This window comes from Streptomyces sp. NPDC012466 (assembly GCF_042955215.1).
Classification (GTDB): Bacteria; Actinomycetota; Actinomycetes; order Streptomycetales; family Streptomycetaceae; genus Streptomyces.
The window spans coordinates 885,266-910,520 of record NZ_JBIBEQ010000002.1 but is presented as its reverse complement, the minus strand read 5'-3'; the positions used below and the strand labels follow the sequence as shown (position 1 = coordinate 910,520).

At 70.1% G+C, this 25,255-nt stretch carries 28 protein-coding genes, 1 tRNA gene and 1 riboswitch; of the genes, 18 read left to right on the top strand and 11 right to left on the bottom strand.

What is annotated here, in order from left to right:
* Window positions 1-8 precede the first annotated feature (8 nt).
* Both ACFY9E_RS11700 and ACFY9E_RS11695 read right to left on the bottom strand, forming a co-directional pair.
* Window positions 9-1,271 (bottom strand): PTS transporter subunit EIIC, encoded by a 1,263-nt coding sequence (locus ACFY9E_RS11700; RefSeq protein ID WP_306925846.1) that lies wholly within the window; start codon window positions 1,269-1,271, stop codon window positions 9-11.
* A 176-nt stretch (window positions 1,272-1,447) separates the two neighbouring features.
* Window positions 1,448-2,761, bottom strand: coding sequence for a PTS transporter subunit EIIC (locus tag ACFY9E_RS11695; protein WP_390981736.1), 1,314 nt, complete (start codon window positions 2,759-2,761; stop codon window positions 1,448-1,450).
* A gap of 200 nt (window positions 2,762-2,961) precedes the next feature.
* On the opposite strand from ACFY9E_RS11695, the gene ACFY9E_RS11690 reads away from it, so the two are divergent.
* The 4 genes from ACFY9E_RS11690 (at window position 2,962) to rdgB (ending at window position 5,317) form a co-directional block, all read left to right on the top strand.
* Window positions 2,962-3,195, top strand: a complete 234-nt coding sequence (locus ACFY9E_RS11690; protein ID WP_086602225.1) for a glucose PTS transporter subunit EIIB — start codon at window positions 2,962-2,964, stop codon at window positions 3,193-3,195.
* Window positions 3,196-3,300: 105 nt separating this feature from the next.
* On the top strand, window positions 3,301-4,038 hold the full coding sequence (gene rph, locus ACFY9E_RS11685; RefSeq protein WP_390981733.1) for a ribonuclease PH: 738 nt from the start codon (window positions 3,301-3,303) through the stop codon (window positions 4,036-4,038).
* A gap of 144 nt (window positions 4,039-4,182) precedes the next feature.
* Window positions 4,183-4,581, top strand: a complete 399-nt coding sequence (locus ACFY9E_RS11680) for a hypothetical protein (protein ID WP_381104463.1) — start codon at window positions 4,183-4,185, stop codon at window positions 4,579-4,581.
* Between the two features lie 133 nt (window positions 4,582-4,714).
* Window positions 4,715-5,317 carry an RdgB/HAM1 family non-canonical purine NTP pyrophosphatase gene (gene rdgB / locus ACFY9E_RS11675; RefSeq protein WP_390981731.1) on the top strand — a complete coding sequence of 201 codons (603 nt, stop codon included), beginning with the start codon at window positions 4,715-4,717 and terminating at the stop codon, window positions 5,315-5,317.
* A 45-nt stretch (window positions 5,318-5,362) separates the two neighbouring features.
* Here the strand turns inward: rdgB and ACFY9E_RS11670 are convergent.
* The 4 genes from ACFY9E_RS11670 to bcp form a co-directional block, all read right to left on the bottom strand.
* Window positions 5,363-5,437: transfer RNA gene (locus tag ACFY9E_RS11670), tRNA-Leu, on the bottom strand.
* A gap of 15 nt (window positions 5,438-5,452) precedes the next feature.
* A complete protein-coding gene (locus ACFY9E_RS11665) occupies window positions 5,453-5,947 on the bottom strand; it encodes an HNH endonuclease (RefSeq protein WP_390981729.1) in 495 nt (164 codons plus the stop codon).
* Window positions 5,944-6,606 carry an HNH endonuclease gene (locus tag ACFY9E_RS11660; RefSeq protein ID WP_390981727.1) on the bottom strand — a complete coding sequence of 221 codons (663 nt, stop codon included), beginning with the start codon at window positions 6,604-6,606 and terminating at the stop codon, window positions 5,944-5,946. Before ACFY9E_RS11660 ends, ACFY9E_RS11665 begins: the two co-directional genes overlap by 4 nt.
* A gap of 142 nt (window positions 6,607-6,748) precedes the next feature.
* Window positions 6,749-7,216, bottom strand: a complete 468-nt coding sequence (gene bcp / locus ACFY9E_RS11655) for a thioredoxin-dependent thiol peroxidase (RefSeq protein WP_033308146.1) — start codon at window positions 7,214-7,216, stop codon at window positions 6,749-6,751.
* 95 nt (window positions 7,217-7,311) lie between these two features.
* Here bcp and ACFY9E_RS11650 point away from each other — a divergent pair, with 95 nt between their 5' ends.
* The 3 genes from ACFY9E_RS11650 to ACFY9E_RS11640 all read left to right on the top strand — a co-directional run bounded on the left by ACFY9E_RS11650 (window position 7,312) and on the right by ACFY9E_RS11640 (window position 8,518).
* The gene (locus tag ACFY9E_RS11650; RefSeq protein ID WP_369196487.1) at window positions 7,312-7,641 is read left to right on the top strand and encodes a DUF3618 domain-containing protein; all 330 of its coding nucleotides are present in this window, start codon (window positions 7,312-7,314) and stop codon (window positions 7,639-7,641) included.
* Between the two features lie 44 nt (window positions 7,642-7,685).
* Entirely contained in the window at window positions 7,686-8,042 is a 357-nt protein-coding gene (locus tag ACFY9E_RS11645; protein ID WP_390981725.1) for a GroES family chaperonin, read from the top strand.
* A gap of 50 nt (window positions 8,043-8,092) precedes the next feature.
* A riboswitch (guanidine-III (ykkC-III) riboswitch) is annotated at window positions 8,093-8,164 on the top strand.
* Window positions 8,165-8,197: 33 nt separating this feature from the next.
* Window positions 8,198-8,518 (top strand): multidrug efflux SMR transporter, encoded by a 321-nt coding sequence (locus ACFY9E_RS11640; protein WP_031140108.1) that lies wholly within the window; start codon window positions 8,198-8,200, stop codon window positions 8,516-8,518.
* A gap of 12 nt (window positions 8,519-8,530) precedes the next feature.
* Here ACFY9E_RS11640 and ACFY9E_RS11635 read toward each other — a convergent pair whose 3' ends face one another.
* Window positions 8,531-10,945, bottom strand: a complete 2,415-nt coding sequence (locus tag ACFY9E_RS11635) for a transglycosylase domain-containing protein (protein ID WP_390981723.1) — start codon at window positions 10,943-10,945, stop codon at window positions 8,531-8,533.
* Between the two features lie 479 nt (window positions 10,946-11,424).
* Here ACFY9E_RS11635 and ACFY9E_RS11630 point away from each other — a divergent pair, with 479 nt between their 5' ends.
* The 4 genes from ACFY9E_RS11630 to ACFY9E_RS11615 are packed head-to-tail and all read left to right on the top strand — an operon-like array spanning window position 11,425 to window position 14,786.
* Window positions 11,425-12,225: an ABC-2 family transporter protein gene (locus tag ACFY9E_RS11630; RefSeq protein WP_390982081.1), complete on the top strand. Its 801-nt coding sequence runs from the start codon at window positions 11,425-11,427 to the stop codon at window positions 12,223-12,225.
* Window positions 12,218-13,039 (top strand): ABC-2 family transporter protein, encoded by an 822-nt coding sequence (locus tag ACFY9E_RS11625; RefSeq protein WP_390981721.1) that lies wholly within the window; start codon window positions 12,218-12,220, stop codon window positions 13,037-13,039. The genes ACFY9E_RS11630 and ACFY9E_RS11625 overlap by 8 nt, the downstream gene beginning before the upstream one ends.
* Window position 13,040: 1 nt before the next feature.
* Complete coding sequence (locus tag ACFY9E_RS11620) at window positions 13,041-14,027, top strand: ATP-binding cassette domain-containing protein (RefSeq protein ID WP_390981719.1); 987 nt, start codon at window positions 13,041-13,043, stop codon at window positions 14,025-14,027.
* A gap of 33 nt (window positions 14,028-14,060) precedes the next feature.
* On the top strand, window positions 14,061-14,786 hold the full coding sequence (locus tag ACFY9E_RS11615; protein ID WP_390981718.1) for a DUF1707 domain-containing protein: 726 nt from the start codon (window positions 14,061-14,063) through the stop codon (window positions 14,784-14,786).
* Window positions 14,787-14,853: 67 nt separating this feature from the next.
* Here ACFY9E_RS11615 and ACFY9E_RS11610 read toward each other — a convergent pair whose 3' ends face one another.
* Window positions 14,854-16,188 (bottom strand): GDSL-type esterase/lipase family protein, encoded by a 1,335-nt coding sequence (locus ACFY9E_RS11610; protein WP_390981716.1) that lies wholly within the window; start codon window positions 16,186-16,188, stop codon window positions 14,854-14,856.
* Between the two features lie 195 nt (window positions 16,189-16,383).
* Between ACFY9E_RS11610 and ACFY9E_RS11605 the strand changes: the two genes are divergently transcribed.
* Window positions 16,384-17,727, top strand: a complete 1,344-nt coding sequence (locus ACFY9E_RS11605; protein WP_390982078.1) for a DUF445 family protein — start codon at window positions 16,384-16,386, stop codon at window positions 17,725-17,727.
* A gap of 74 nt (window positions 17,728-17,801) precedes the next feature.
* Window positions 17,802-19,283, top strand: coding sequence for an MFS transporter (locus ACFY9E_RS11600; RefSeq protein WP_390981714.1), 1,482 nt, complete (start codon window positions 17,802-17,804; stop codon window positions 19,281-19,283).
* Between the two features lie 379 nt (window positions 19,284-19,662).
* Here ACFY9E_RS11600 and ACFY9E_RS11595 read toward each other — a convergent pair whose 3' ends face one another.
* Both ACFY9E_RS11595 and ACFY9E_RS11590 read right to left on the bottom strand, forming a co-directional pair.
* The gene (locus ACFY9E_RS11595; RefSeq protein WP_390981712.1) at window positions 19,663-21,090 is read right to left on the bottom strand and encodes an alginate lyase family protein; all 1,428 of its coding nucleotides are present in this window, start codon (window positions 21,088-21,090) and stop codon (window positions 19,663-19,665) included.
* A gap of 278 nt (window positions 21,091-21,368) precedes the next feature.
* Window positions 21,369-21,677 carry a hypothetical protein gene (locus ACFY9E_RS11590; RefSeq protein ID WP_390981710.1) on the bottom strand — a complete coding sequence of 103 codons (309 nt, stop codon included), beginning with the start codon at window positions 21,675-21,677 and terminating at the stop codon, window positions 21,369-21,371.
* A 220-nt stretch (window positions 21,678-21,897) separates the two neighbouring features.
* Between ACFY9E_RS11590 and ACFY9E_RS11585 the strand changes: the two genes are divergently transcribed.
* The 4 genes from ACFY9E_RS11585 to ACFY9E_RS11570 all read left to right on the top strand — a co-directional run bounded on the left by ACFY9E_RS11585 (window position 21,898) and on the right by ACFY9E_RS11570 (window position 24,310).
* A complete protein-coding gene (locus ACFY9E_RS11585) occupies window positions 21,898-22,320 on the top strand; it encodes an Hsp20 family protein (protein ID WP_390981708.1) in 423 nt (140 codons plus the stop codon).
* A 116-nt stretch (window positions 22,321-22,436) separates the two neighbouring features.
* Window positions 22,437-22,895 (top strand): DUF2267 domain-containing protein, encoded by a 459-nt coding sequence (locus ACFY9E_RS11580; protein ID WP_390981706.1) that lies wholly within the window; start codon window positions 22,437-22,439, stop codon window positions 22,893-22,895.
* A gap of 98 nt (window positions 22,896-22,993) precedes the next feature.
* The gene (locus ACFY9E_RS11575; RefSeq protein ID WP_390981704.1) at window positions 22,994-23,806 is read left to right on the top strand and encodes an alpha/beta fold hydrolase; all 813 of its coding nucleotides are present in this window, start codon (window positions 22,994-22,996) and stop codon (window positions 23,804-23,806) included.
* A gap of 18 nt (window positions 23,807-23,824) precedes the next feature.
* Window positions 23,825-24,310, top strand: a complete 486-nt coding sequence (locus ACFY9E_RS11570) for a MarR family transcriptional regulator (protein ID WP_390981702.1) — start codon at window positions 23,825-23,827, stop codon at window positions 24,308-24,310.
* Between the two features lie 78 nt (window positions 24,311-24,388).
* Here the strand turns inward: ACFY9E_RS11570 and ACFY9E_RS11565 are convergent, their stop codons facing one another.
* Window positions 24,389-24,964 (bottom strand): hypothetical protein, encoded by a 576-nt coding sequence (locus ACFY9E_RS11565; RefSeq protein ID WP_390981700.1) that lies wholly within the window; start codon window positions 24,962-24,964, stop codon window positions 24,389-24,391.
* Here ACFY9E_RS11565 and ACFY9E_RS11560 point away from each other — a divergent pair.
* The gene (locus ACFY9E_RS11560) at window positions 24,959-25,219 is read left to right on the top strand and encodes a hypothetical protein (RefSeq protein ID WP_390981698.1); all 261 of its coding nucleotides are present in this window, start codon (window positions 24,959-24,961) and stop codon (window positions 25,217-25,219) included. The genes ACFY9E_RS11565 and ACFY9E_RS11560 overlap by 6 nt on opposite strands.
* Window positions 25,220-25,255 lie beyond the last annotated feature (36 nt).

Genomic DNA, 25,255 nt, shown 5'->3' with positions numbered 1-25,255 from the left:
TTACTCAGTCACTTCGCCTCTGCCTTCTGCAGCTCGGCGAGTTCCTCGTCGGACTCCCGGCCCGGCGTCGGCAGGTTGAACTTGGTGATCGCGAAGCGGAAGACCACGTAGTAGACCGCCGCGAAGCACAGACCGACCAGGGCCAGACCCCACGGGTTGGTCGCGATGCCCAGGTTGAGGAAGAAGTCCACCGCGCCGGCCGAGAAGCCGAAGCCGTCCTTCATGCCCAGCGCCCAGGTCAGCGCCATCGAGACACCGGTGAGCACGGCGTGGATCGCGTACAGCACCGGGGCGATGAACATGAAGGTGAACTCGATCGGCTCGGTGACGCCCGTGACGAACGAGGTCAGCGCGAGCGACAGCATCATGCCGCCGACTATCTTGCGGCGCTCGGGCCGGGCGCAGTGCACGATCGCGAGGCAGGCGGCCGGCAGGGCGAACATCATGATCGGGAAGAAGCCGGTCATGAACTGCCCGGCGCTCGGGTCCCCCGCCAGGAACCGGGCGATGTCGCCGCTCTTGCCCTCGTAGGTGCCGGCCTGGAACCAGGGGAAGGAGTTCAGCAGGTGGTGCATGCCGATCGGGATCAGCGCACGGTTGGCGACACCGAAGATGCCCGCGCCGACCGCCCCGGAGCCGACCAGCCACTCGCCGAAGTTGTGCAGAGCCGTGCCGAGGACCGGCCAGATGTAACCGAAGACGATGCCGATGACCAGACCCGCGAAGGCGGACAGGATCGGCACCAGACGGCGCCCGCCGAAGAAGCCCGCCCAGTCGGGCAGCTTGGTCCGGTAGAACTTCTGGTAGAGAAGGGCCACGACGATGCCCATGACCACACCGCCGAGGACCTTGGCGTCCACGGGAGCGTCGACCATGACGACCTTGCCGTCGACCGCCGTGGCGACCTTCGGCAGGTTCTTGTCGGTGAACGTGGCCAGCACGTTCTTGAACACGAGGTAGCCGACCACGGCCGCCAGCGCGGTGGACCCGTCCGACTTCTTGGCGAAGCCGATCGCGATGCCCACGGCGAACAGCAGCGCCATGTTGTCGAGGATCGCGTTGCCGCCGGCCGCCATGAAGCCCGCGATCTTGGTGATGAAAGCGGGGAACGACTCGCGCCCGAGCATGTCGGTGTTGCCGAGTCGGACCAGCAGGGCGGCGGCGGGCAGGACGGCGACGGGGAGCATCAGGCTGCGGCCGATGCGCTGCATCACCGCCATCACCGCCGACCCCTTCTTCGGGCTCGCGGGCGCGGCTGTGGCTGTGGACATGAACTTCCTCCAGGGGGCACGGCGCCGCCCAGGAAGAGTTCGACGGGGGACGGCGGCGTCTCAAAGAAAGGGGAACGCGGTCATCACCGCGCGACCTCCACCACTGAGTGGTGTAGACCAGTTGTAGCACGGTAGGCCGAACGAGTGGAACCCGCCAATTCCACCCGCTGTGACGATCACGCCTTGGCGCTGTCCTCGACGTCCTCCTCGGGCTCGCGCCCCGGAGTGGCCAGATCGAACCTCGTGATCGCGAACCGGAAGATCACGTAATAGACGAGCGCGAAACCCAGACCGATCGGAAGGACCAGCCACGGTCTGGTCGCCAGATTCCAGTTGATGACGTAGTCGATCAGCCCCGCCGAGAAGCTGAACCCGTCATGCACCCCCGCCCCCCACGTCACCGCCATCGACACACCCGTCAGCAGCGCGTGCACCACGTACAGGGCCGGCGCGACGAACAGGAACGAGTACTCGATCGGCTCGGTGATGCCCGTGACGAACGACGTCAACGCCACCGACAGCATCAGGCCCCCGACCTCCTTGCGCCGGTCCGGCCGCGCACAATGCGTGATCGCCAGAGCCGCCGCCGGCAACGCGAACATCATGATCGGGAAGAACCCCGACGTGAACTGACCCGCATCCGGATCCCCCGCCAGGAACATGTTGATGTCACCGTGCACCACCGTCCCGTCCGGCTTGGCGAACGAGCCGAACTGGAACCAGATGGGCACGTTCAGGAACTGGTGCAGCCCCACCACCAGCAACGCCCGGTTCGCCACCCCGAACACACCCGCACCCCACGCGTCCAGACCGTCCATCCAGTCGCTGAACCCCTCCAGCGCGTCACCGATCGGCGGCCACACCCACAGGCACAGCGCCGCGAACACGATCGCCACGAACGCCATCACGATCGGCACCAGCCGCCGCCCGTTGAAGAACCCCAGCCAGTCCACCAGCCGCGTCCGGTGAAAACGCGCCCAGAAGAACGCCGTCAGCAACCCCATGACGATCCCGCCGAACACCCCCGGATTCTGGAACGCGAACGCCGTCACCGTCCGATCCCCGTCGGTCACCTGGCACCCCACGTTCGGCACCGCCACCGAACCCTCCGGACAGCCCTCCGGAAACTGCCGCAACACCGTCCAGTACACGAGGAACCCGGCCACCGCCGCCAGCGCCGTCGAACCGTCCGCCTTCTTCGCCATCCCGATCGCCACGCCCACACAGAACAGCAGCGGCAACCCCAGCGAACTGTCCAGCAGCGCACCGCCCGCCCCCACCATCACCTTCGAGACGTTCGTCCAGCCCAGCCCCTCGTCCCCGAACACATCCGGCTGCCCCAGCCGGTTGAGGATCCCCGCCGCCGGCAGCACCGCGATCGGCAACTGCAGACTGCGGCCCATCTTCTGCAACCCCTGGAACAGCCGGTTCCAGCGAACACGGGCGGGGCCGGCGGCGGCCTCGGCGCCGGCCGGGCTGTCGGCACTCATTCCGGTCCCCTCAGTCGAGACACTTTCGGCGAGAGACTTTTGTCGAGAGGCGCATTCGTGGTGTAGACCAGTCGTTCGACGGTCGCACGAACGTGACGCCATCATTCGGCACACACGACTCGGCCGCTCGTTGGCCGCTCGCAAAGATGGGCCAACTGTGGGTTACTGCGACAAAGCGGTTCGGATCAGGGAGAACGAACATGGCCACCAAGGCTGAGAAGATCGTTGCCGGGCTCGGCGGCATCGACAACATCGAAGAGGTCGAAGGCTGCATCACCCGCCTGCGGACCGAAGTCGTGGACCCCGCCAAGGTCGACGAGACCGCCCTGAAGGCCGCCGGCGCCCACGGCGTCGTCAAGATGGGCACCGCGATCCAGGTCGTCATCGGCACCGACGCCGACCCCATCGCAGCGGAGATCGAAGACATGATGTGAAGGGCGGGGATCGTCCCGGGCTTCACCCCCTGACACCCCAGCCCCACCGGGCCCCCTCCCACCGCGGAAGGGGCCCCTTCCGCACGTACGGATAGGCTCAGCCGCATGTCTCGAATCGACGGCCGCACCCCCCAGCAGCTCCGCCCCATCACCATCGAGCGCGGCTGGAGCAAGCACGCCGAAGGATCCGTCCTCGTCTCCTTCGGCGACACCAAGGTCTTCTGCACCGCATCCGTCACCGAAGGCGTCCCGCGCTGGCGCAAGGGCAGCGGCGAAGGCTGGGTCACCGCCGAATACTCCATGCTGCCCCGCTCCACCAACACCCGCGGCGACCGCGAGTCCGTCAAGGGCCGCATCGGCGGACGCACCCACGAGATCAGCCGCCTCATCGGCCGCTCCCTGCGCGCCGTCATCGACTACAAGGCCCTCGGCGAGAACACCATCGTCCTCGACTGCGACGTCCTCCAGGCCGACGGCGGCACCCGCACCGCCGCCATCACCGGCGCCTACGTGGCACTCGCCGACGCCGTCGCCTGGGCCCAGCGCAAGAAGCTCATCAAAGCCGGCCGCAAGCCCCTCACCGGCACCGTCTCCGCCGTCTCCGTCGGCATCGTCGGCGGCATCCCCCTCCTCGACCTCTGCTACGAAGAAGACGTCAAGGCCGACACCGACATGAACGTCGTCTGCACCGGCGACGGCCGCTTCGTCGAGGTCCAGGGCACCGCCGAAGCCGAACCCTTCGCCCGCGACGAACTCAACGCCCTCCTCGACCTCGCCGTCGCCGGCTGCGACGAACTCGCCGCCCACCAGCGCACCGCGCTTGATACCGTCCTCGAAAAGTAAAGGGCACACCAAGAAGGCCGCTCGGTGCGGGCAACCGCGCCGAGCACACGCGCGTCTGAAGGAGTACGGGCGCACGGCTCATCCCTGTGCGCCCGGCCAGCCACGCGGGCCCGACCGGCCCCACCGAACGAGAGGGACCGCTCCATGGCCGCGAGCCGCCGACGCCGCACCGCAGCCGTCGCCGCCACCCTGGCGGCCGTCGCGCTGACCGCCGGACTCACCACCGGCTGCGCCGCCGTCGACAAGGCGCTGGACTGCGTCCAGACCGCCGACGCCATCGCCGACAGCGTCACCGAACTCCAGCAGGCCGTCGACAGCGCGGCGAACGACCCCACGCAACTCGACGAGTCCCTCGACTCCATCGACAAGAACCTCGGCGACATCGGCGACAAGACCGACAACGCGGACGTCAGCAAGGCCGTCGACGACCTCAACAAAGCCGTCGACAACGTCCGCACGTCGATCAAGAACGGCGACGAGACACCCGACATCAGCCCGGTCACGGACGCGGCGGGCGAACTGACCAAGGTCTGCACGCCGTAACACCGCGCCGACTGGGCAGGGCATCTCATGTGCCGGGTTTCTGATGGTGGGTGCGTGCGGGTGTGCGGGGGCTGATCGCGCAGTTCCCCGCGCCCCTGACGGGGCGCGACTGCGCCCCGGCAATACTGGGGGCATGAGTCGCCTGATCCTCGCCACCCGCAACGCCGGGAAGATCACCGAACTTCGCGCCATCCTCGCCGAAGCCGGGCTGCCCCACGAACTCGTAGGCGCCGACGCCTACCCGGACATCCCCGACGTCAAGGAAACCGGCGTCACCTTCGCGGAGAACGCGTTGCTGAAGGCCCACGCCCTGGCCCGGGCGACGGGCCTCCCGGCCGTCGCCGACGACTCCGGCCTCTGCGTCGACGTCCTCAACGGAGCCCCCGGCATCTTCTCCGCCCGCTGGTCCGGCCGCCACGGCGACGACAAGGCCAACCTCGACCTCCTCCTCGCCCAGCTCTCGGACATCGCCGACGAACACCGCGGCGCCCACTTCGCCTGCGCGGCGGCACTCGCCCTGCCGGACGGCACGGAGCGGGTGGTCGAGGGGCAGCTACGGGGCGTCCTGCGCCACGAGCCCGCCGGCACGGGCGGCTTCGGCTACGACCCGATCCTCCAGCCGGAGGGCGAGTCCCGAACCTGCGCGGAACTGACTCCCCAGGAGAAAAACGCGATCAGCCACCGGGGGAAGGCGTTCCGGGCGTTGGTGCCGGTGGTGAGGGAACTGCTCGGCTGACGGCACGCGGAAGGGCGCCCACTGACGTGGTGCGCCCTTCGCGAATGAGCCCGGTGGGACTCGAACCCACGACACACCGGACCTAAACCGGCGCCCTCTTGCCAGCTGGGGTACGGGCCCACAGCGTCGCCTACTCTACTGGGCCTCGCGGATCGCTCGATGGCCTCCTCGACACCACGTCTTGGTGATCGCGTGGCAATTGGGACACAACAGCTGCAGATTCTCGCGCCGGTCGTCGCTCCAGTCCCCGTTGATGTGGTCCACCTCCAGCGTCATGGGTTTACCGAGCCACTCGGGGCCGATGCCGCACCGCACGCAGTGCTCGGGTACGCCGACGCTGCTGAGCGCTCGGCGCAACAGCGTGGTCGCGGTCCTGTGCTTGCCGTCATGACGGACCAGGATCTCCTCGGGGCGCTTGGCCGGGACGGTGCCCGGCTTGCCCCGGTTGTGCGCCTGGCCGAGGAAGTGCGCCGTGTCGAGGTGCTCCTGCGCGATGAGTCGACGCAACGCCGACCGCTGTCCGCCGTTGTCCGGCCGGCCCAGTCGGCGCAGCACCTCGGCGAGGGAGAAGGATGCGGCGACCGCGACGCGCAGTTCTTCGGGGGTGGGCCAGGCCCGCCGCCCGCTCATGAGGCCCGCCTCCGCGCGCGTCCCCTGCCACGCCCTCGGTAACTGTCCGTCGTCGAGTGACAGTTGGGGCAGAGGAACCGAACGTTCTCCACCCGATTGTTGCGCCAGTCGCCGTCGATGTGGTCGACCTCCAAGGGCAGCGGCTCCCCCTGCCAGACGGCTCCGATACCGCACATCGCGCAGCGCTCCTCGACGCCCAGCTCGCGCATCGCCCTCTTGAGGCGGGCGCTCGGAACCCGTCTGGGGTGCGTGGAGGTGTCCTCGATGAGGATCTCCTCGGCCGTTCGGCGGCGCTGGTTGTGCCTCATCTTCTCCGTGCGGACCACAGGTACGAAGTGCGACGTGTCGATGCCGTATGCCTTGATGCGGCGGGTGATGTGAGTGTGGTGTCCCCCCACCAGCTCAAGCCCGACGTGCCGCAGCACGTCGTTCATGCTGGTCGAGGCGGACACGGCCGCTTGCAGAACTTTCCGGGTCCACCTGCTCCCCTCCCGCTCGAAGTGAGCGGTGTCCACCCCCAGTTTCTTCATTCGCTGTCGGATGTAGTCCCGCCTGGAACTCCGAGGATCCACCCCCAGCCTCTCCAGCGCCTCCGTCAACGACCTCGCACCCCGGGCCGCCTCCTGCAGCCGCTCCCTGGTGTACGCACTGGCCCCCATGAAACGCCCTCCGTCCCCGATCACCCGTTCGTGATCTCGTACGGAGTAACGAACCGTTTATCGGACCGTCACGCCCGAAATGCGGAGCGGCTCGTACCGGGCATCCCCGGTATGAGCCGCTCCGCAAAGGATCAGCGGAGTCTCAGACCCCCAGGTCCTTGATGATCTTCGCTACGTGGCCTGTCGCCTTGACGTTGTACAGGGCGCGTTCGACCTTGCCCTCCTCGTCCACCACGATCGTGGAGCGGATGACGCCGACGACCGTCTTGCCGTACAGCTTCTTCTCGCCGAAGGCGCCGTAGGACTCCAGGACCTGCTTGTCCGGGTCGGCCAGCAGCGTGACCTTCAGGGACTCCTTGTCGCGGAACTTGGCCAGCTTCTCCGGCTTGTCGGGGGAGATGCCGATGACGTCGTAGCCCGCGCCCGCCAGCAGCTCCAGGTTGTCCGTGAAGTCGCAGGCCTGCTTGGTGCAGCCGGGGGTGAGGGCGGCCGGGTAGAAGTACACGATGACCTTGCGGCCCTTGTGGTCGGACAGGGACACCTCGGTGCCGTCGGCGTCGGGGAGGGTGAAGGCGGGGGCCACGTCCCCCGGCTGGAGTCGCTCGCTCATCGGGCCAGGGTAACCGGGGGTGCTGACAGTGTGATGAGCCGTGGAGCTGACAGACTGTCCCACACAGGCTTCACACCGACTTCGGAGGCGACACGGTGGCGGACACGGCGGACACCAGGACCCCGGCGCAGATCGAGGCGGACATCAGGCGCCGCCGCGCGACCCTGGCCGAGACCCTCGACGAGATCGGGGTGCGGGTGCACCCGAAGACGATCGTCGGGGATGCCAAGGCCAAGGTCGCGTCGAACATCGACCACACCCTCGGGCGGGCCTACGTGGGGGTCAACAAGGCCGTCACCGACGTGCGGGCCCGGTTCGTGGACGAGGACGGCGCGCCGCGGCTGGAGCGGGTCGTGCCGGTCGCGCTCGTCGTGGTGGGCGTGGTCGGGCTGCTCGCGCTCGGCACGCGGCGGCGCAAGGGCTGACCCGACCGCGCACGTTTGTGGGGAAGACAGGTAGGTTTCTGGGCGTGAGCGGCAAGAGAAACGAGCACAGTACCCATCCGGACAAGCTGCCCATCCGGATGCTGCACGACCGCGTACTCGTGCGGCAGGACACCAGCGAGGGCGAGCGGCGTTCCGGCGGCGGCATCCTGATCCCCGCCACGGCGGCGGTCGGCCGGCGGCTGGCCTGGGCCGAGGTCGTCGCGGTGGGGCAGAACGTGCGGACCGTGGAGGCGGGTGACCGGGTTCTGTTCGACCCGGAGGACCGGGCCGAGGTGGAGGTGCGGGGGATCGCGTACGTGCTCATGCGCGAGCGTGATCTGCACGCCGTGGCCGCGGACCGGTTCGAGGGGGCCGAGGACTCGACGGGCCTCTACCTGTAGGTCCATGCCCGTGCGCAGGGGCCGGTGACGGTTGTCGCCGGCCCCTGCGTCATGGGTTTTGCTACGTTGGAGAACTCCCGACGAGACGCGCCGTACCGGGATCAAGGCAAAGACGACGCACGACACCGTCAGCCTGTTTCCCGGAGGTGCCCGTCATGGCCTGGGTTCTGCTCGTCGTCGCCGGTCTGCTGGAGGTGGGGTGGTCCGTCGGTATGAAGTACACCGACGGGTTCACGCGCCCGCTGCCCAGTGTGCTCACGGGCGCCGGCATCGTCGCCAGCATGCTGCTGCTGTCGCAGGCCGCCAAGACCCTGCCGATCGGTACCGCCTACGGCGTGTGGGTGGGGATCGGTGCGGCCGGGGCGGCGGTGTTCGGCATGGCGGTGCTGGGTGAGCCGGCGACCGCCGCCCGGATCTTCTTCGTGTGTCTGCTGCTGGTCGCCGTGGTGGGGCTGAAGGCGACCAGCGGTCACTGATCCGCCGCGCCTCTACTCGCGGCGGGCGCCCTGTGGGACGACGCCCCAGCCGGGGCCGGTCGGGCCGCCCGTCGCGCCGCCGTCGCTCGCGTCGCCGCCGCCACCGCCCTCCGTCGTGCCGCCCTCGGTGGTGCCGCCGTCGGTCGTGCCGCCGTCGGTGGTGCCGCCGTCCGCGGTGCCGCCGCCCGTGGGGGACTCGCCGCCGGTGCCGCCGTCGGTGGTGCCGCCGTCGGTCTGGCCCTCGGTCTGCCCTTCGGGGGCGCTGGGGGTCTGGCCGGGCGTCTCGGTGCCGGTGTCCTCGCCGCCGGTGGTCGTGCCGCCGTCGGTGCCGGCGCCGGTGGTGGGGTCGGCCGGGGCGTCGCTGCTGGGGGCCTGCGAGACGTTCGCGCCGGGCTGGAGCCTGAGGTCGAACTCCTTGGCGGGCTTGCCCTCGAGGGCGTCCTGGGTGAACTGGGTCCAGATCTCGGCGGGTGCTCCGCCGCCGTTGATGCGGGGCAGGCCCATGGCGCCGTACAGGGACTTGTGGGCGGCGGTGACGGGGTCCTGGCCCATGACGGAGACGACGGTGGCGAGGTCGGGGGTGTAGCCCGCGAACCAGGCCGCCGTGTCCTCCTCGGCGGTGCCGGTCTTGCCGGCGACGGGGCGGCCCGCGGCCTGGGCGGCGGAGGCCGTGCCGTTCTGGACGACGCTCTGCAGCATGGAGGTGGTGGTGTCGGCGGCCTCGCGGCTCACGGCCTGCCGGGTGCGCCGCTCGGGCAGCTCGACGGGCGTGCCCTCCTTGGTGACCTTCTCGACCATGGTGTAGGTGCCGTGCCGGCCGTGGTTGGCGAGCGTGGCGTAGGCCTCGGCCATGTCGAGGACGCTGGCGGTGGCGGTGCCGAGCGCGATGGCGGGGCCGTCGGCGAGGTCGGGGGTGGTCTCGGGGACGCCCAGGTCGATCGCGGTCTGCTTGACCTTCGCGGGGCCGACGTCGGCGGCCATCTGCGCGTACACCGAGTTCACGGAGCTGTCGGTGGCCTCGGTGACGGTGATGTCGCCGTAGGAGCGCTGGTCCTCGTTCTCGGGGGCGTAGGGGTCGCCGGTCCAGCCCTGGACGGGGCGCTTGTTGGTGCCGTCGTAGATGGTGTTCGGGGTGATGACCCGGCCGTCCTGGGTCTCGGAGTGGTTCTCGACGGCCGAGGTGAACACGAAGGGCTTGAAGGTGGAGCCGACCTGGAAGTCCCTGCGGGTGGCGTTGGGGGTGTACTGCTTGACGTAGTCGACGCCGTTGTACATCGCCACGACCTTGCCGGTCTTGGGGTCGACGGAGGCGCCGCCCGCGCGGACGTAGCGGTCCACCTTGTTGTTCTTCTTGTCGAGCTTGGACATCAGCTTGTCGTTGACGGCCTTCACGAACGCGTCCTGCTTGCCCTTCTGCAGGGTGGTCGTGATGCGGTAGCCGCCGGCGTCGAGCCGCCTCTCGTCGACGATCTTGTTCTGGACGAGGTAGTCCTTGACGATCCGGACGATGTAGCCGCGCTGTCCGGACATGCCGGTGGAGAGGGTGGACTCCTTCGGCATGGGGAACTTCATGCCGGTGCGCTCGGACTCGCTGAGCCAGCCCTTCTTGACCATGCCGTCCAGGACGTAGTTCCAGCGGGACTCGGCGGCCCCCCGGTTCTCGGGGTGGGCGACGACGTCGTACTGGCTGGGGGCGTTGACGAGCGCGGCGAGGTAGGCGGCGCGGGCCGGGTCGAGGTCCTTGGCGTCCTTGCCGTAGTAGGCCTGGGCGGCGGCCTGGATGCCGTAGGCGTTGCGGCCGAAGTAGCTGGTGTTGAGGTAGCCCTCGAGGATGTGGTCCTTGCTCACCTCGCGGTCCAGCTTGATCGCGATGAAGAACTCCTTGGCCTTGCGCGTGACGGTCTGGTCCTGGCGCAGGTAGTAGTTCTTCACGTACTGCTGGGTGATCGTGGAGCCGGACTGCTTGCCCTTGCCGAGGGCGGTGTTCCAGGCGGCGCGGACCATGGCCTTGGGGTCGACGGCGGACTCGGTGTAGAAGTCGCGGTCCTCGGCGGCCAGGATGGCGTGCTGGGCGGCCTTGGAGATCTGGGGGAGGGTGACGTTCTCCCGGTTGACCTCGCCGTCGCGGGCGATCACGGAGCCGTCCGCGTAGAGGTAGACGTTGGCCTGCTTGGTGGCGAGCGCGTTGGCCGGCGGGATCTGCACCAGCGAGTAGCCCAGGAAGAAGCCGCCGATTAGCAGCAGCACGACGATGACGAAGCCGCCGAGCGTCATGCGCCAGGTCGGGATCATCCGGCGCCAGCCGGTCCGCTTCGGTTTGCCGGCCGCCGTGGCCTCGGGCGTGCCCGGGGTGCCGTCGGCGTCCGCCTGCGGCTCTCTCGGTGCCCAGCCCGGATTCGGCTGCTGCGGCTGAGGCTCGTCACTCATGTCGTGCACGGACTCCTGTTTCGCGTCGTACGTCGTTCCCGTACGTCTCTGCTCGCTCTTGCGCCCCTGTGATGAAGACTGTCCCATCCGTTGATCAGTTCCCTGATCGAGGGCCGGGCTGTGAGCCGTCTGGTGAGGCGGGCCGTGTGCGGGTGAGCGCGCGGGCGGGCACGGGGTGAACCGCGCTGTTCCGCACGCCGGCCCGCATCGCGATCTCGCCTGTGCGACATTCGCCCGAAGGGGGACACGACCGTGGATCGTGACGGCTCGTACGCTCCGTCCGGCCGGCACCGCCACCACGCTGCTCGCCCTGGCCACGGGCGCCTCGGCCCGTGCGGACGCAACGGATCGTACCGTCTGGGCCGGTGCGCGCTCGCCCCGCGCCACCTTCGCCGCTCCCCGAAATTGCGTGGCATGCCCGATCAGGGGGCCACTAGGCTCCTGCGCTTCGGTGCCGGGCGGCGAGGAGGGCGGTGGATGTGGGCTCGGGACGGTTGTACGCGGCCGTCGCGGCGGGCGGTTTCCGGCGGTACGCGACGTATCGGGCGGCCACGGTGGCCGGGGTGTTCACCAACACGGTCTTCGGCGTCATCCTCGTCTACACGTATCTGGCGCTGTGGGACGAGAAGCCCCATCTCGGCGGGTACGACCAGGCGCAGGCCGTGACGTATGTGTGGCTGGGGCAGTGCCTGTACGCGACGCTGGCGATCCAGGGCGGGGGCGCGGAGAAGGATCTGATGGAGCGCATCCGCACCGGTGAGATCGCGGTCGATCTGTACCGGCCGGCGGATCTGCAGTTGTGGTGGCTGGCGGGCGACGTGGGGCGGGCGTTGTTCCAGATGGTGGGGCGGGGGGTGATCCCGTTCGTGTTCGGCGCGGTCTTCTTCCCGATGGCGCTGCCGGCGGACGTCGCCCGGTGGGCGGCCTTCGCGGTGACGCTGCTGCTGGCGACGGTGGTGAGCTTCGCGATCCGCTACCTGGCGGCCCTGAGTGTGTTCTGGCTGATGGACGGCATGGGCGTCAGCCAGGTCCTGATGGTCACGGGGGTCTTCTTCTCGGGCATGGTGCTGCCGTTGAACGCGTTCCCGGGTGTGCTCGGTGAGGTGGTGCGGGTGCTGCCGTGGGCGGCGCAGATCCAGATGCCGGCGGACGTGCTGATGGGGGAGACCGACCCGCTGCGGGCGTTCGCCTTCCAGGCGGCGTGGGCGGTGGCGCTGCTGGGGGCGGGGCGGCTGGTGCAGTCGGCCGCGACGCGGCGGGTGGTGGTGCAGGGTGGGTGAGCGCGGTGCCCTGGCCGAGGGGGTGCGGGCCTATCGGCTGATCGCCGGGATGTGGGTGCGGTCCAGCATGACCTACCGCACCTCCTTCGTCGTCACGGTGATCGGGAACCTGGCGGTGACCGGCCTGGACTTCGTGGGGATCCTGCTGATGTTCTCGCAGGTCGACTCGCTGGGCGGCTGGTCGCTGCCCGAAGTGGCGTTCCTGTACGGGCTGTCGGTGACGTCGTTCGGGATCGCCGATCTGGCGCTCGGTTCGATGGACGTGCTGGGTGCCCGGATGCGTGACGGCTCGTTCGACACGCTGCTGGTGCGGCCGGCGCCGGTGCTCGCCCAGGTGGGGGCCGACCGGTTCGCGCTGCGCCGGCTGGGCCGGATCGTCCAGGGCACGGTGGTGCTGGGCTGGGCGCTGGTGTCGGTGGACGTCGACTGGAACGCGGCCAAGGTGCTGCTGGTGCCGGTGATGGTGGTCAGCGGCGCGGCGATCTTCTCGGCGGTGTTCGTGGCGGGTGCGGCCTTCCAGATCTACGCGCAGGACGCCGCGGAGGTGCAGAACGCCTTCACCTACGGCGGGACGACGCTGTTGCAGTATCCGCCGACGGTGTTCGGCAAGGATGTGGTGCGGGGCGTGACCTTCATGGTGCCGCTGGCCTTCGTCAACTGGGTGCCCGCCGCGCATGTGCTGGGGCGGCCGTATCCGGTCGGGCTGCCCGGGTGGGCGGCTTTCGCCTCGCCGCTGGTGGCGGTGGTCTGCTGCGGGCTGGCCGGGATGGCGTGGCGTACGGGGCTTCGTTCGTACCGGAGTACAGGGAGTTGAGTTGACCGGGTCGGAACGCGGGTTCATCGAACTCGACGGTGTGGAGAAGGTCTTCGAGGTGCGCAAGAAGACCGGCTTCATGAAGCGGGAGCGGCGGCAGGTGCGGGCGGTCGACTCGATCTCCTTCCGCGTGGAGCGCGGCGAGATGGTGGGGTACATCGGGCCGAACGGCGCCGGCAAGTCCACCACGATCAAGATGCTGACCGGCATCCTCACCCCGAGCGCGGGCCGGCTCCGGGTGGCCGGGATCAACCCTTCCGAGGAGCGGACGCGGCTCGCGCACCGTATCGGCGTGGTGTTCGGGCAGCGTACGACGCTGTGGTGGGACCTGCCGCTGCAGGACTCCTACCGGCTGATGCACCGCATGTACCGGATCCCGGACGCCCGTTACCGGGAGAACCTCGGCCGTCTGGTCGAACTCCTCGATCTCGGCGACCTGCTGGACGTGCCGGTGCGGCAGCTCTCCCTCGGGCAGCGGATGCGCGGGGACATCGTGGCGGCGCTGCTGCACGACCCGGAGGTCCTGTACCTGGACGAGCCGACCATCGGGCTGGATGTCGTGTCCAAGTCCAAGGTGCGGGAGTTCCTGCGGGAGTTGAACGCCGAGCGCGGTACGACGGTGCTGCTGACCACGCACGACCTCCAAGACATCGAGCAGTTGTGCAAGCGGGTGATGGTCATCGACCACGGGCGCCTGATGTACGACGGTCCGCTCGCCGGGCTGCACGAGGCGGGGGAGAGCGAGCGGACCCTGGTGGTGGACCTGGAGCGGGAACTGCCGCCGATCGAGGCACCGGCGCCCGCGCGGGTGGTCCGGGTGGACGGACCGCGGCAGTGGCTGGCGTTCCCGGCGGGGGAGTCGGCGGCGCCGCTCGTGGCGCGGATCGCGGCCGACTACCCGCTGGTGGACCTGTCGGTGCGGGAGCCGGACATCGAGGCGGTGATCGCGAAGATGTACGCGGATCAGGCCGAGCGGGCGATCTCGTAGCCCCCGGCGGGGTGAACTCGTAATCTGCTGTGTATGACCGACGACGCAGTCCCGGACCTTCGCGCCTCCGACGCCGACCGTGACCGGGTCGCCGGCATCCTGCGGGACGCCGTCGCGGAGGGACGCCTCGACATGGAGGAGTTCGAGGAGCGGCTGGAGGCCACGTACAAGGCGCGGACGTACGGGGAGCTGGCGCCCCTCACCCGGGACCTGCCGGTCGAGGGCGTCACGGTGCCGGTGGTGTCCCTGACGAAGGACCCGGCCGCCGGCCCGGAGTGGTCCGGGCGGATCGTCGGTGGCGAGGGGTCCTCGAACTGGGCCGTCGCGGTGATGTCAGGCTTCCAGCGCAAGGGGCGCTGGACGATGCCCCGGCGGTTCACCTGCTTCGCCCTCTGCGGCGGCGGGGAGATCGATCTGCGCGAGGCGGACTTCGCGGACCGCGAGGTCGAGATCAACGCGATCGCGGTCATGGGCGGGGTGGATGTGATCGTGCCGCCCGGGGTCGAGGTCGTCGTCCGCGGCATCGGCATCATGGGCGGTTTCGACCACCGCGAGGAGGGCGTGCCGGGGGAGCCGGGCGCGCCGAGGGTGATCGTGACCGGGTTCGCGCTGTGGGGCGGCGTCGGGGTCCAGCGGAAGCTGACCCGGGCGGAGAAACTGCGGATCCGGGAGGAGCGGCGCCAGGAGAAGCTGGAGCGCCGGGCGGGGCGGCGGGAGTTGGACGAGCCGCGCCGGCGCAGAGCGCACGGGGAGCACTGAGCGCCGGCAGCGGTGTGCCCGCCGCCTGCGGACAGGCGACGGGCACGGGGCGCGGGCGGGGGCGGGTCTACAGTTCCGCCGGCGCCGATCCCTTCAGCGTCTCCAGGTCGAAGGACTCCGCCATCCGCGCGTACCCCTTGTCGCTGGGGTGCAGGTGGTCCCCCGAGTCGTAGTCGGTCCGCAGCCGCCGAGGGTCGTACGGATCGCGCAGCGCCTGGTCGAAGTCGGCCACGGCGTCGTACACCCGCCCGGCGCGGATCTCCGCGTTGATCGTCTGGCGTACCGCCTCACGCGCGTCGGTGTATCCGCGGTGCCCGTAGAACGGCATCAGGGTCGCCCCGACCACCTTCACTCCGCGCGCGTGTGCCTGCCCCACCAGGGTGCGCAGCCCGTCGAGGATCGCGTTCGGGTCGGCGAGGCGCGGGTTGCGCAGGATGTCGTTGACGCCGAGGTCGATGACGACGACCTTCACGTTCGTCCGCTCCAGCACGTCCCGCTGGAAGCGGTTGAGGGCGCTGGGGTTGTCCGCGGGGCGGCCGAGGCCGTCGGTGAGGACCCGGTTGCCGCTGATGCCCTGGTTGACGACGCTGTAGCGGGGCAGGTCCCGCCCGGCCGCGATCTGAGCGCGCAGCCGGTCGGAGAGCACGTCGGTCCACCGGTTGTTGGCGCCCGAGGTGGAGGTGATGCCGTCGGTCAGCGAGTCGCCGAGGGCCACGATCGTGCCGTCGGACTCGTTGCTCAGCACGTCCAGCGCGGTCAGGTAGCGCCAGTAGATGCTCCGCTCGGTGTACGGCGTGCCCGTCGCGTCCTGCGCGTGGTCGCCCTGGGCGACGTAGGAGGTCTGGCGGGCGTGCGGGTGGTACGTCACCGGGCCTGAGCTGGTCGGCGTGTACGTGGTGATCAGGACGTCGGAGTCGTGCGGGATGACGACCCGGACCGCGTCGCTCATCACCTGCCGGCCGGGCGGGATGACGACCGTGGGTCCGCCGCCGAAGGTCAGCTGCCGCATGGTGTCCGCGAGTGCCGCGGCCGTACCGCTGCCCGCGGAGACGGCGATCGTGGCCCGCGTGATGTTCAGCGGGGACTGGCCGTAGAGATTGGACAGCGTCACGCGGGCACTCGTACCGCCGACGCTGGTGTGGACGACGTTGCGCACCGATCGGTCCGCCATGCCCGTCGTCTCGGTGCCGGGTTCGGCGGCGGCCGGGGACGTGGACCAGGTGCCGACCCAGGTGCCGGTGGAGGCCGGGGCGGCCGAGTTGTGCGGGACGCGGCCTTCGCCGAGGGCGTTTTGGTCGCGTGTGCCGTTGTCGGACGCCACTCCGACGTACAGGGCGGTGGAAAGGGCCATGATCGCTGCGACGACCACGCCCAGGAGGGCGTAACCACGTCCTCGGGTCATGCTGTGTTGTTCTCCTCGGGCGATGGGAGCCCAAGGCTCCGATCTGATGTGCCCATGATGCGTCATGGACCGGGGGAAGCTCACAGGACCCCGTGGCAAATACCCCCTCCCGACAGACGCCGGGAACTCCTGTTCCGTTCCAGGAGTCGGTCAGGAAGGGACAATGTGTGCGGGATCACCAAGCGGGTGGAGCGGATGAATCGGACGAAAGTAGAACAAAAGGGCGCCGGTGTCGGAGGGCAGCATGCCCGGCCCGGTGCCGCCGTGAACCGTGCGATGACGACCTTCAGCCCGGCGGACGAGGAGAAACAGCGCGGCGTGCGGCAGATGAAGCTCACCGCCACCGGGCTGCTGTTGTTCGTGGCCGTGGTCTACGTCCTCGCCAAGTGGGCGCAGAACTCCGGCGCCGGCCCCTGGGCGGGCTATGTCGCCGCGGCCTCCGAAGCGGGCATGGTCGGCGCGCTCGCCGACTGGTTCGCCGTCACCGCCCTCTTCCGGCACCCCCTCGGCATCCCCATCCCGCACACCGCGATCATCCCCACCAAGAAGGACCAGCTCGGCGTCTCCCTGGGCGAGTTCGTCGGCGAGAACTTCCTCTCCGAGGACGTCGTACGACAGCGGCTGCGCGCCGTCGGCATCGGCAGCCGCCTCGGCGCCTGGCTCGCGGTCCCCGAACACGCCGACCGGGTCACCGCCGAGCTGTCCACCGCCCTGCGCGGCGCCCTGACGGTCTTGCGCGACTCCGACGTCCAGGCCGTGGTCGGCGAGGCCATCACCCGCCGGGCCAACGCCCAGGAGATCGGGCCCGGCATCGGCAAGATGCTGGAGAAGGTCGTCGCCGACGGCGGCCACAAACGGGTCGTCGACCTCGTCGTCAACCGCGCCCACGACTGGCTGGTGCTGCACCGCGACGAGGTGATGGACGCCGTGGAGGGCGGCGCCCCCGGCTGGACGCCGAAGTTCGTCGACCGCAAGGTCGGCGAACGGGTCTACCGGGAACTGCTGCGCTTCACCACCGAGATGCGCGACATGCCCGGCCACCCGGCGCGCGGCGCCCTCGACCGCTTCCTCACCGACTTCGCCTCCGACCTCCAGTCCGACACCGACACCCGCGCCCGCGTCGAGCGGCTCAAGGGCGAGGTGCTGGGCCGCGGCGAGGTCCAGGACCTCATCGCCAGCGCCTGGACGGCCGTACGATCCATGATCGTCGCGGCGGCGGAGGACGAGCGCAGCGAACTGCGGCTGCGGGTCCGCGCGTCCCTGCTGTCGCTCGGCTCCCGGATGGCGGCCGAGCGCAAGGTGCAGGACAAGGTCGACCAGTGGGTGGAGGACGCGGCCGTCTACGTCGTCACCACCTACCGCAAGGAGATCACCTCCCTGATCACCGACACCGTGGCGAGCTGGGACGCCGAGCACACCACAAGGAAGATCGAGGCCAACATCGGCCGCGACCTGCAGTTCATCCGCATCAACGGCACGGTGGTCGGCTCACTGGCCGGCCTGCTCATCTACACGGTGTCGCACGCGCTCGGCGCGTGACGAAAGCAGCTCAGGGCGTAAGAGAAACCGCTCAGGGCACTAGAACCGGGTTCCGCTCGACGAGGAGGGAGCCCATGGGCACCGCGCAGGCCGAAAGAGGCCGAACCATCACCACCGACATCCCCGCCCGCCTCGACCGCCTCCCGTGGTCGCGCTGGCACTGGACGATCGTGTTCGGCCTCGGCACCGTGTGGATTCTCGACGGACTCGAAGTCACCGTCGTGGGCAACATCGCCAGCCGCCTGTCGGAACCGGGCAGCGGCCTGCCCATCACCTCCGGTGAGGTCACCGGCATGGCGGCCGCCCTGTACGTGGCGGGCGCCTGCCTGGGCGCCCTGTTCTGGGGCCGCCTGACCGACAAGTGGGGGCGCAAAAAACTCTTCATGATCACCCTCGCGGTGTATCTGGCGGCCACCGCCCTCACCGCCATCGCCTTCGACACCTGGTGGTTCTTCCTCTTCCGCTTCCTCACCGGCTTCGGCATCGGCGGCGAGTACGCGGCGATCAACTCCGCGATCGACGAGCTGATCCCCAAGGAGTACCGCGGCCGCGTCGACCTGATGATCAACGGCAGCTTCTGGCTCGGCGCGGTCTTCGGCTCGCTGCTGTCGATCGTCGCGCTGGACACGGACATCTTCGCGGCGAACGTCGGCTGGCGCCTCACCTTCGCGCTCGGCGCGGTCCTCGCGCTGGTGATCCTCCTCGTGCGCCGGCACGTCCCGGAAAGCCCCCGCTGGCTGCTGATCCACGGCCGCGACGACGAGGCGGAACGCATCGTCTCCTCCATCGAGCGCAAGATCGAGGAAGAGCGGACCGAACCGCTGCCGCGCCCCGAGGGCGAGATCACCATCCACCAGCGCCGCAGCGTCTCCTTCCTGGAGATCGGCCGCACGGTCTTCTCCGACTACCGCAAGCGCGCCATCCTCGGCTTCTCCCTCTTCATCGGCCAGGCGTTCCTCTACAACGCGATCACCTTCGGCTTCGGCGCGATCCTCACGAAGTTCTTCGACGTCCCGAGCGGCAACACCGGCTACTACTTCGCCGTCATCGCCATCGGCAACTTCTTCGGCCCGCTGCTCCTGGGCAAGCTCTTCGACACGGTCGGCCGCCGCATCATGATCTCCGGCACCTACATCCTGTCCGGCCTGCTCCTCTTCGGCACGGCCTGGCTCTTCGACCAGGGCTCGCTGAGCGCGGCCACGATGACGGCCTGCTGGTGCGCGGTCCTCTTCTTCGCCTCGGCAGGCGCCTCCAGCGCCTACCTGACGGTCTCCGAGGTCTTCCCGATGGAGACCCGGGCGATGTCGATCGCCTTCTTCTACGCCATCGGCACCGCGGCCGGCGGCATCAGCGGCCCGCTCCTCTTCGCCAAACTCACGGAAACCGGTGTCGTCGGCGACACGGTCCTCGCCTTCTCGATCGGCGCGACGCTGATGTGCCTGGCGGGCCTGGTCGCCGCGCTCCTGGCGGTCAAGGCGGAACGCCGCTCCCTGGAGGACATCGCCAAGCCGCTGACAGCGGAGGAGAAGAGCGCGAGCACCGTCAGCGGAGGGTAGGAGGCCGCGGATTCCTCGGATCGCGGGCGTGTATCGCGAGCGTGTGGCGGGGGCGTGTACCGCGGTCGTGTAGCGGGGGCGTGTATCGGGGGCGTATGGAAAACCACATACGCCCCCGCAACAGCTCCCCCTCTGCAATGGGGACATGACGCCCCACGCATTCCCGCCGGCACCACCCCGCCGCACGCGCAGGTTCGTGTTCCCCGGCCTGGTGCTCCTCGGCCTGGCGGCCGCCGTGTTCGCCCTGCGGCGGCCGCTCATGATGTCCGCCCCGACGCGCACGACCGGGCGGTGCCGGTACGGTCCCCGCGGCGTCTGCGGCGCCCCGCCGCCGTCCGGACCTCCGGCACCGCACCGGCACGCCCCGCGGCACCCACCGCTATCCGGCCCGCCCCCGTCGCCGCAGCATCAGCAGCCCGCCGGCCACCGCGCTCACGCCCGCCGCCGCCACCCACGCCGCCACATCCCCGGACCCGGTGGCGGCGAGGCCGTCGCGCGCCAGCGGAGACGCGGAGGCCTGCGTCCGGACACCCCCACCGGCAGGACCCGAACCCGGACCCGAACCCGGACCCGGACCCGGCGTCCCCACCGCCGCCTCCTGGCGGTCCCGGCTGAACGCCAGCGTCCCGAACCCCAGCTGATCGAACCCCCCGCTGTTCGGCCCGTAGTCACCGCCCCCGCCCTCAGGCGCGGCCTTCGCCGCCGCCCGTGTCACGTACGACGCCGCCAACCCCCGCCGCTTGGTGTAGTGATTGGCGATCATCGCCCAGATGGGCCGGACCATCCCCGGGTCCACGCCTGCGACACCGGACGCGGTCTCACTCCCCGACCACCCCCCGATCGCCCCCTTCTTCCGCGTGTTCGCCGTGTACGGCACGTCCCCGCCCAGGCTCCACTTGGCCACGTACTGCGCGCCCTTGAGGAACCGGCTGTCGTCGTAGCCGTACAGATCGATCCCCTGGTTCCACGCCATCTCGCACACCGTGCCCATCAGCCCGACCCCCAGCAGCGCATGCCCCTGGTCGCGCCCGGCCTCGACCCACTCCCCGAGACCGTCCTCGTGCACCACGGGAATGGCGTGCTTCACCGACCCCATCCCGTTCCCCTGCGTGAAGTACTCCACGGCCCGTTCCACGACGGCGCGTTGATCGCAGAAGATCCCGGTCGCGAGCACACAGGCGATCGCCGCCAGATCCCAGTTGGGCCAGTAGTTGGTGACGACCGCGCCGTTGTGGCGGGTCAGGAAGTCGTCGCTGAGCGGATGGAACACGTTCAGCAGCAGATCCCGCGCCGCCCGAGCTCGAAGTCCCCGTGGTCCCGCACGAGTTCGGCGGCGTTCGGCGAACTGGTACCCGTACAGCCCCGCCGCGAGGAACCGGTCCGCACTGCCCTCCAGCGCGGTCAGCTTCCCCGACCAGGCGTTGAGGATCGCCACGGCGGTGTCGGCGTGCGCCTCCTCGCCGCTGACGTGATAGCGCAGGGCGTTCTGGTAGGCGGCGTGGATGTCGTTGTAGAGGATCCGGTAGTTCTCGGGCGAACCCGACCCCCGGTACACGATCGCCTGCGGATTCGCCTGCCAGCCGCTCTGCGCGTGCCGGTTGGCGGTGAGCTTGGCGAACCCGGCGGCGTACGGTCTGGCACCCGCTCTCACCCTGGCCGCCATACGGTCCAGATCGGCACCGGTGTGCAGCAGCCCGGGGTGAACGAGAGGGGCACCGGCAGCGCCGGCCGGGGTGGCGAGCGCGGTCGCACCGATACCGATGCCCGCTGCCTTCACCATGCTCCGGCGGCTGATCTGTCGTGTCACGTCGTCGTACCTCAGCGTCGTAAGTCGCGTACCTGCGGGGGATGGTGAGGAGACGGCCGGGCGGCGAAGGGGATAACGGAAACTGCGCTATAGTTGATCTGCATCCGGTCGCCGGACTCCGGCAGACGGACGATGCGTTGGTGGTCCAAGGAAAGACGCCCCACTTCCTGTGGGGAGATGCAGGTGCAAGGCCTGCCCGGCGCTCTGACAAGAACCCCGGCCCTGGTTTCAGGGCCGGGGTTCTTTGCTGTAGGCGCCGGCATCAGCCGGCCAGTCGGTCAGCCGCGCCGATCCGCCACGACCCACGACGCCAGCCCCACGGCCCCGGCCACCCCGAACACGGCGGGCCAGGCACCCACCTTTTTGGCCAGCGGATGAGACCCGGCGAAGGCGGCGACGTACGCGGCCGACAACGCCCCGGCGGCCACCCCGCCGGCCTGCTGCCGCCACTGCCGCGCGGCCGCCACCCCGGCCGCGGCGAGCACGACCCCGCCGAGCGGCCGCTGCCTGGTCCAGCGGGCCACGCCGTACCCGCCCACGAGCCCGCTCGCCGCGACCACCGCACTGGGAACCCGAACCTTCGCCATACCTGCCTCCTGCGTCCTACGCCCTGCGCCGCGCCCTTCCTCGGGCCCTGCTCGATCTTGAGGCTAACCCCCTCCCGGCCGGGCATCCGCGCCAGGGCACAGCAGGGACGCCCTCTCAACCTGAGCCGGGGCTTGTCAACTTTCCTCCTCCGAGCTATATAAGAAGACGCAGACCGTAGGGCATCGCACCCACTGCACCCGAAGAGAGGAGTGACCAGTGATGCTCATGCGCACGGACCCCTTCCGTGAACTCGACCGGCTCACCCAGCAGGTCCTGGGCTCCGCCACCCGCCCGTCCGCGATGGCCATGGACGCCTACCGCTCCGAGGACGACTTCTTCGTCCACTTCGACCTCCCCGGCATCGACCCCGAGACGATCGAGCTGGACGTCGAGCGCAACGTCCTCAACGTGCGAGCCGAGCGCAGGTCCCCCGCCCCCGAGGGCGCGGAATCGCTGGTCGCCGAGCGTCCCACCGGCACCTTCACCCGCCAGCTCTTCCTCGGCGACACGCTCGACACGGAGCGCATCGACGCCTCCTACGAGGCCGGCGTCCTGACCCTGCGCATCCCGGTGGCCGAGCAGGCCAAGCCCCGCCGCATCCACATCACGGGCGGCGACACGCGCAAGCAGATCAGCGGCTGACCTCCACGGCACCGCGGCAACCGCCCCTACACAGGTCGCGCCGCCGGCACGATCCCCCCCGGCGGCGCGACACCCACCCTCGCACCCACGCACGCACCCGGAGGAAAACCCCGCACATGAGCACGACGACGGCGCCCCGTGTGACGACAACAAGCGCCGCCCACCTCGACGACGGCGACGGCTGGCCCCGGCTGATCGAAGCGGTCCGCGAGTCGGGCCTGTATCCCACCCGGTCGAAGGCGGAACAGGTCACCCGTACCGTCCTGGCCGCCCTCGGCACCCATGTCGTCGGCGACGAACGGGTCGACCTGGCCCGCGCCCTGCCCGGGGAGGCCGCCCGGCTGATCGCCTCCCAGGTCCCGGCCACGCGCCGGCTGACGGCCGCCGAGTTCGTCGACTCGGTCGCGGCCCGGACACCGGCAGCCACCCCGGCCACGGCCCGCTGGGACGTCAGCTCGGTCCTCGGCGTACTGCCGTCCCTCATCGGCGACGACCTGGTCACCCGCGTCCTGGCCCAACTCCCGGCGGGCTACGCCCTCCTGTTCGGCCGAGCCGACCTGACCCCGGCACCGTAGGCTCCTGGGCTCCTGAAGCGCGCACGACGGCCGCCCCGCGACGCACAGGGGGCGGCCGTCGACGCGGACGGCCGAGCCGACGACCACGGGGGGACCCCTTGACCCGCACGACCTCCGGAACCCTCACCGCCCCCGACGGCACGCACCTCGCCCACAGGACTCACCACCCCGCAGGCAACCCCGCGACCACGCTCCTCCTCCTGCACGGCCTGGCGGGCCACCAGGGCGAGTGGGACACCCTCGCCGGGCAACTGCCGGCCGACGGCCACCGCGTGGTGACGTACGACGCCCGGGGCCACGGTGCCAGCACCCGCACCCCGGCGACCACGACCCGCGAGGCCCACGTCCAGGACGCCGTCACCCTGATCGAGGAACTGGCTCTGGCTCCCGTGACCCTGCTCGGCCAGTCCCTGGGCGGCCACACGGCGATGCTGCTGGCCGCGTCCCACCCCCACCTGGTGGAGTCCCTGATCCTGATCGAGGCCGGCCCGGCGGGCCCGGCCCCCGACCTCCCGGCACAGATCGCGACCTGGCTGGACAGCTGGCCCACCCCCTTCAAATCCCTGGAGGAGGCGGAAGCCTTCCTGGGCCACGAGGCGTGGACGAGAACCCTGCACCAGCGGGACGACGGCTGGTACCCGGGCTGGGACCGCACCACGATCATCGACACGATCGCCGAACTGGCCGCCACCGCCTACTGGGAGGAGTGGTCCCGCATCACCTGCCCCACGCTCCTCATCCAGGGCGAACACGGCACGATGCGCCCCGACGAACCGGCCACGATGCTCGCGCACCGCCCGGACACCAGGACGGTCCGCATCCCCGGGGCGGCCCACGACGTCCACCTGGACCAGCCGGCCCGCCTCCACGCGGAGATCCGCGCCTTCCTCCTTGACCTCAAGCTCGCTTGAGGTCCTACGTTGACCGGCATGAGCGCACCGATCGAGAATCTCAAGGAGTACTCCCGGGAGGAACTGGCCGCCCAGCCGATCGGGGCATGGACCGGCCAGGCCTACCGCAGGGTCGTAGGGGCCATACGAGACCAACTGGCCGTGGAGAACCTCACCCAGCCCCACTGGTGGACCCTGAACCACGCCGCCGGCGCCCCGGGCACCTGGACCCGAGCCACCCTCACCGACCGCCTGACGCCCTACGACGACCAGAACACCGACTTCGACGCGATCTACGACGACCTCATCGCCCGAGGCTGGCTCACGGAGGACGCGACGGGCGGCATGACCCTCACCGAGGAGGGCGAGGCCGGCCGCCTCCGCGCCCGGGAACGCAACCTCCGCGTCCACCACCAGACCCACGAGGGCATCACCGAGGCCGACTTCGTCACCACGATCAACGTCCTGCGCCGCATGGTCGCCAACCTGGGCGGCAACGGGAACCTTCCCGAGACCCCGAAATAGATCGACAAGGCCCGGTCTCCCCACGCATCCGGCGGAGCGCGACCGCCGCACCGAGCTGGAGCCCGCGGCGGAAGTGGGTCAAGAGGTGGGGTCGACCTCGGGATGCGTCCGATCCGGCCAGCCTCGCGACAGTGCGAGGCGGCCGGACCGGAGGGCCTCGCGCTGTTCGGCGACCCACCGCACGACCTGGTCCGCGCAGTCCGTGACGGACTGGCCCGTGGTGTCGATCAGATGGGTGGACCATCGCCGGTCGTCGGCCGTCCACTCACTCCAGTGTTGCCAGGCCATCTCGGGCCAGCTGTCGTTGATGATGACGTCGGGCCGGTACCGGGGATCCCGGGCGTGCTTGCGGTGCCAGTCGGCCCAACCGAGAAAGGCGTCGACCGCCGACGCGTCCCACCGGCCCGGGTCGCGGTGGGTGAGTCTCCGGCGTCGGACCTCGTCGGACACGTCGACCAGGCATACCGCGATGCCGTCCAGCAGTGGCGCTGACGGCGCCGCCAGGACCTCTCCGAGCGGGGACTGGCCGGTCAGCAGGAGATCGAGTCCGTAGTCCTGGTACTCCAGCGCGCGACGCACCCACACCTCGGTCATGCGGTTGCGCCATTGACGGTCGGCGCCTTCCGGCACTCCGAGTTCGTCGAAGTCGTGCACGACGACCTTCTCGAGTCGTTCGCCCAGGGACCGTGCGACGTCCCCTGGAGCTTCACCCTCGCCGCCGACGAGACCGACGACGACTCCACGACCCTGGTCCTGGGCGGGTATACGACCAAAGGGCAGGCCACCCAGGTGGCAAACCGAGTGCGCGCCCTCGCGGTCGGGGCCCGGCTCATCACCGTGAGCGAGGGCGAGGCCGGGAAGTGGGAGGAACTGGTCGCGCAGTATCGGTTCGAGGAGGGGCTGCGCTAAGTCTCGTCCGGGTCAGAGCCTCACGCCGACGCGCTT

Bases quoted from the DNA above. Each gene is read 5' to 3' on its own strand.
- ACFY9E_RS11700 (WP_306925846.1), bottom strand. From the start codon at position 1,271: ATGTCCACAGCCACAGCCGCGCCCGCGAGCCCGAAGAAGGGGTCGGCG.
- ACFY9E_RS11695 (WP_390981736.1), bottom strand. From the start codon at position 2,761: ATGAGTGCCGACAGCCCGGCCGGCGCCGAGGCCGCCGCCGGCCCCGCC.
- ACFY9E_RS11690 (WP_086602225.1), top strand. From the start codon at position 2,962: ATGGCCACCAAGGCTGAGAAGATCGTTGCCGGGCTCGGCGGCATCGAC.
- rph (WP_390981733.1), top strand. From the start codon at position 3,301: ATGTCTCGAATCGACGGCCGCACCCCCCAGCAGCTCCGCCCCATCACC.
- ACFY9E_RS11680 (WP_381104463.1), top strand. From the start codon at position 4,183: ATGGCCGCGAGCCGCCGACGCCGCACCGCAGCCGTCGCCGCCACCCTG.
- rdgB (WP_390981731.1), top strand. From the start codon at position 4,715: ATGAGTCGCCTGATCCTCGCCACCCGCAACGCCGGGAAGATCACCGAA.
- ACFY9E_RS11665 (WP_390981729.1), bottom strand. From the start codon at position 5,947: ATGAGCGGGCGGCGGGCCTGGCCCACCCCCGAAGAACTGCGCGTCGCG.
- ACFY9E_RS11660 (WP_390981727.1), bottom strand. From the start codon at position 6,606: ATGGGGGCCAGTGCGTACACCAGGGAGCGGCTGCAGGAGGCGGCCCGG.
- bcp (WP_033308146.1), bottom strand. From the start codon at position 7,216: ATGAGCGAGCGACTCCAGCCGGGGGACGTGGCCCCCGCCTTCACCCTC.
- ACFY9E_RS11640 (WP_031140108.1), top strand. From the start codon at position 8,198: ATGGCCTGGGTTCTGCTCGTCGTCGCCGGTCTGCTGGAGGTGGGGTGG.
- ACFY9E_RS11635 (WP_390981723.1), bottom strand. From the start codon at position 10,945: ATGAGTGACGAGCCTCAGCCGCAGCAGCCGAATCCGGGCTGGGCACCG.
- ACFY9E_RS11615 (WP_390981718.1), top strand. From the start codon at position 14,061: ATGACCGACGACGCAGTCCCGGACCTTCGCGCCTCCGACGCCGACCGT.
- ACFY9E_RS11610 (WP_390981716.1), bottom strand. From the start codon at position 16,188: ATGACCCGAGGACGTGGTTACGCCCTCCTGGGCGTGGTCGTCGCAGCG.
- ACFY9E_RS11605 (WP_390982078.1), top strand. From the start codon at position 16,384: ATGAATCGGACGAAAGTAGAACAAAAGGGCGCCGGTGTCGGAGGGCAG.
- ACFY9E_RS11600 (WP_390981714.1), top strand. From the start codon at position 17,802: ATGGGCACCGCGCAGGCCGAAAGAGGCCGAACCATCACCACCGACATC.
- ACFY9E_RS11590 (WP_390981710.1), bottom strand. From the start codon at position 21,677: ATGGCGAAGGTTCGGGTTCCCAGTGCGGTGGTCGCGGCGAGCGGGCTC.
- ACFY9E_RS11585 (WP_390981708.1), top strand. From the start codon at position 21,898: ATGCTCATGCGCACGGACCCCTTCCGTGAACTCGACCGGCTCACCCAG.
- ACFY9E_RS11580 (WP_390981706.1), top strand. From the start codon at position 22,437: ATGAGCACGACGACGGCGCCCCGTGTGACGACAACAAGCGCCGCCCAC.
- ACFY9E_RS11570 (WP_390981702.1), top strand. From the start codon at position 23,825: ATGAGCGCACCGATCGAGAATCTCAAGGAGTACTCCCGGGAGGAACTG.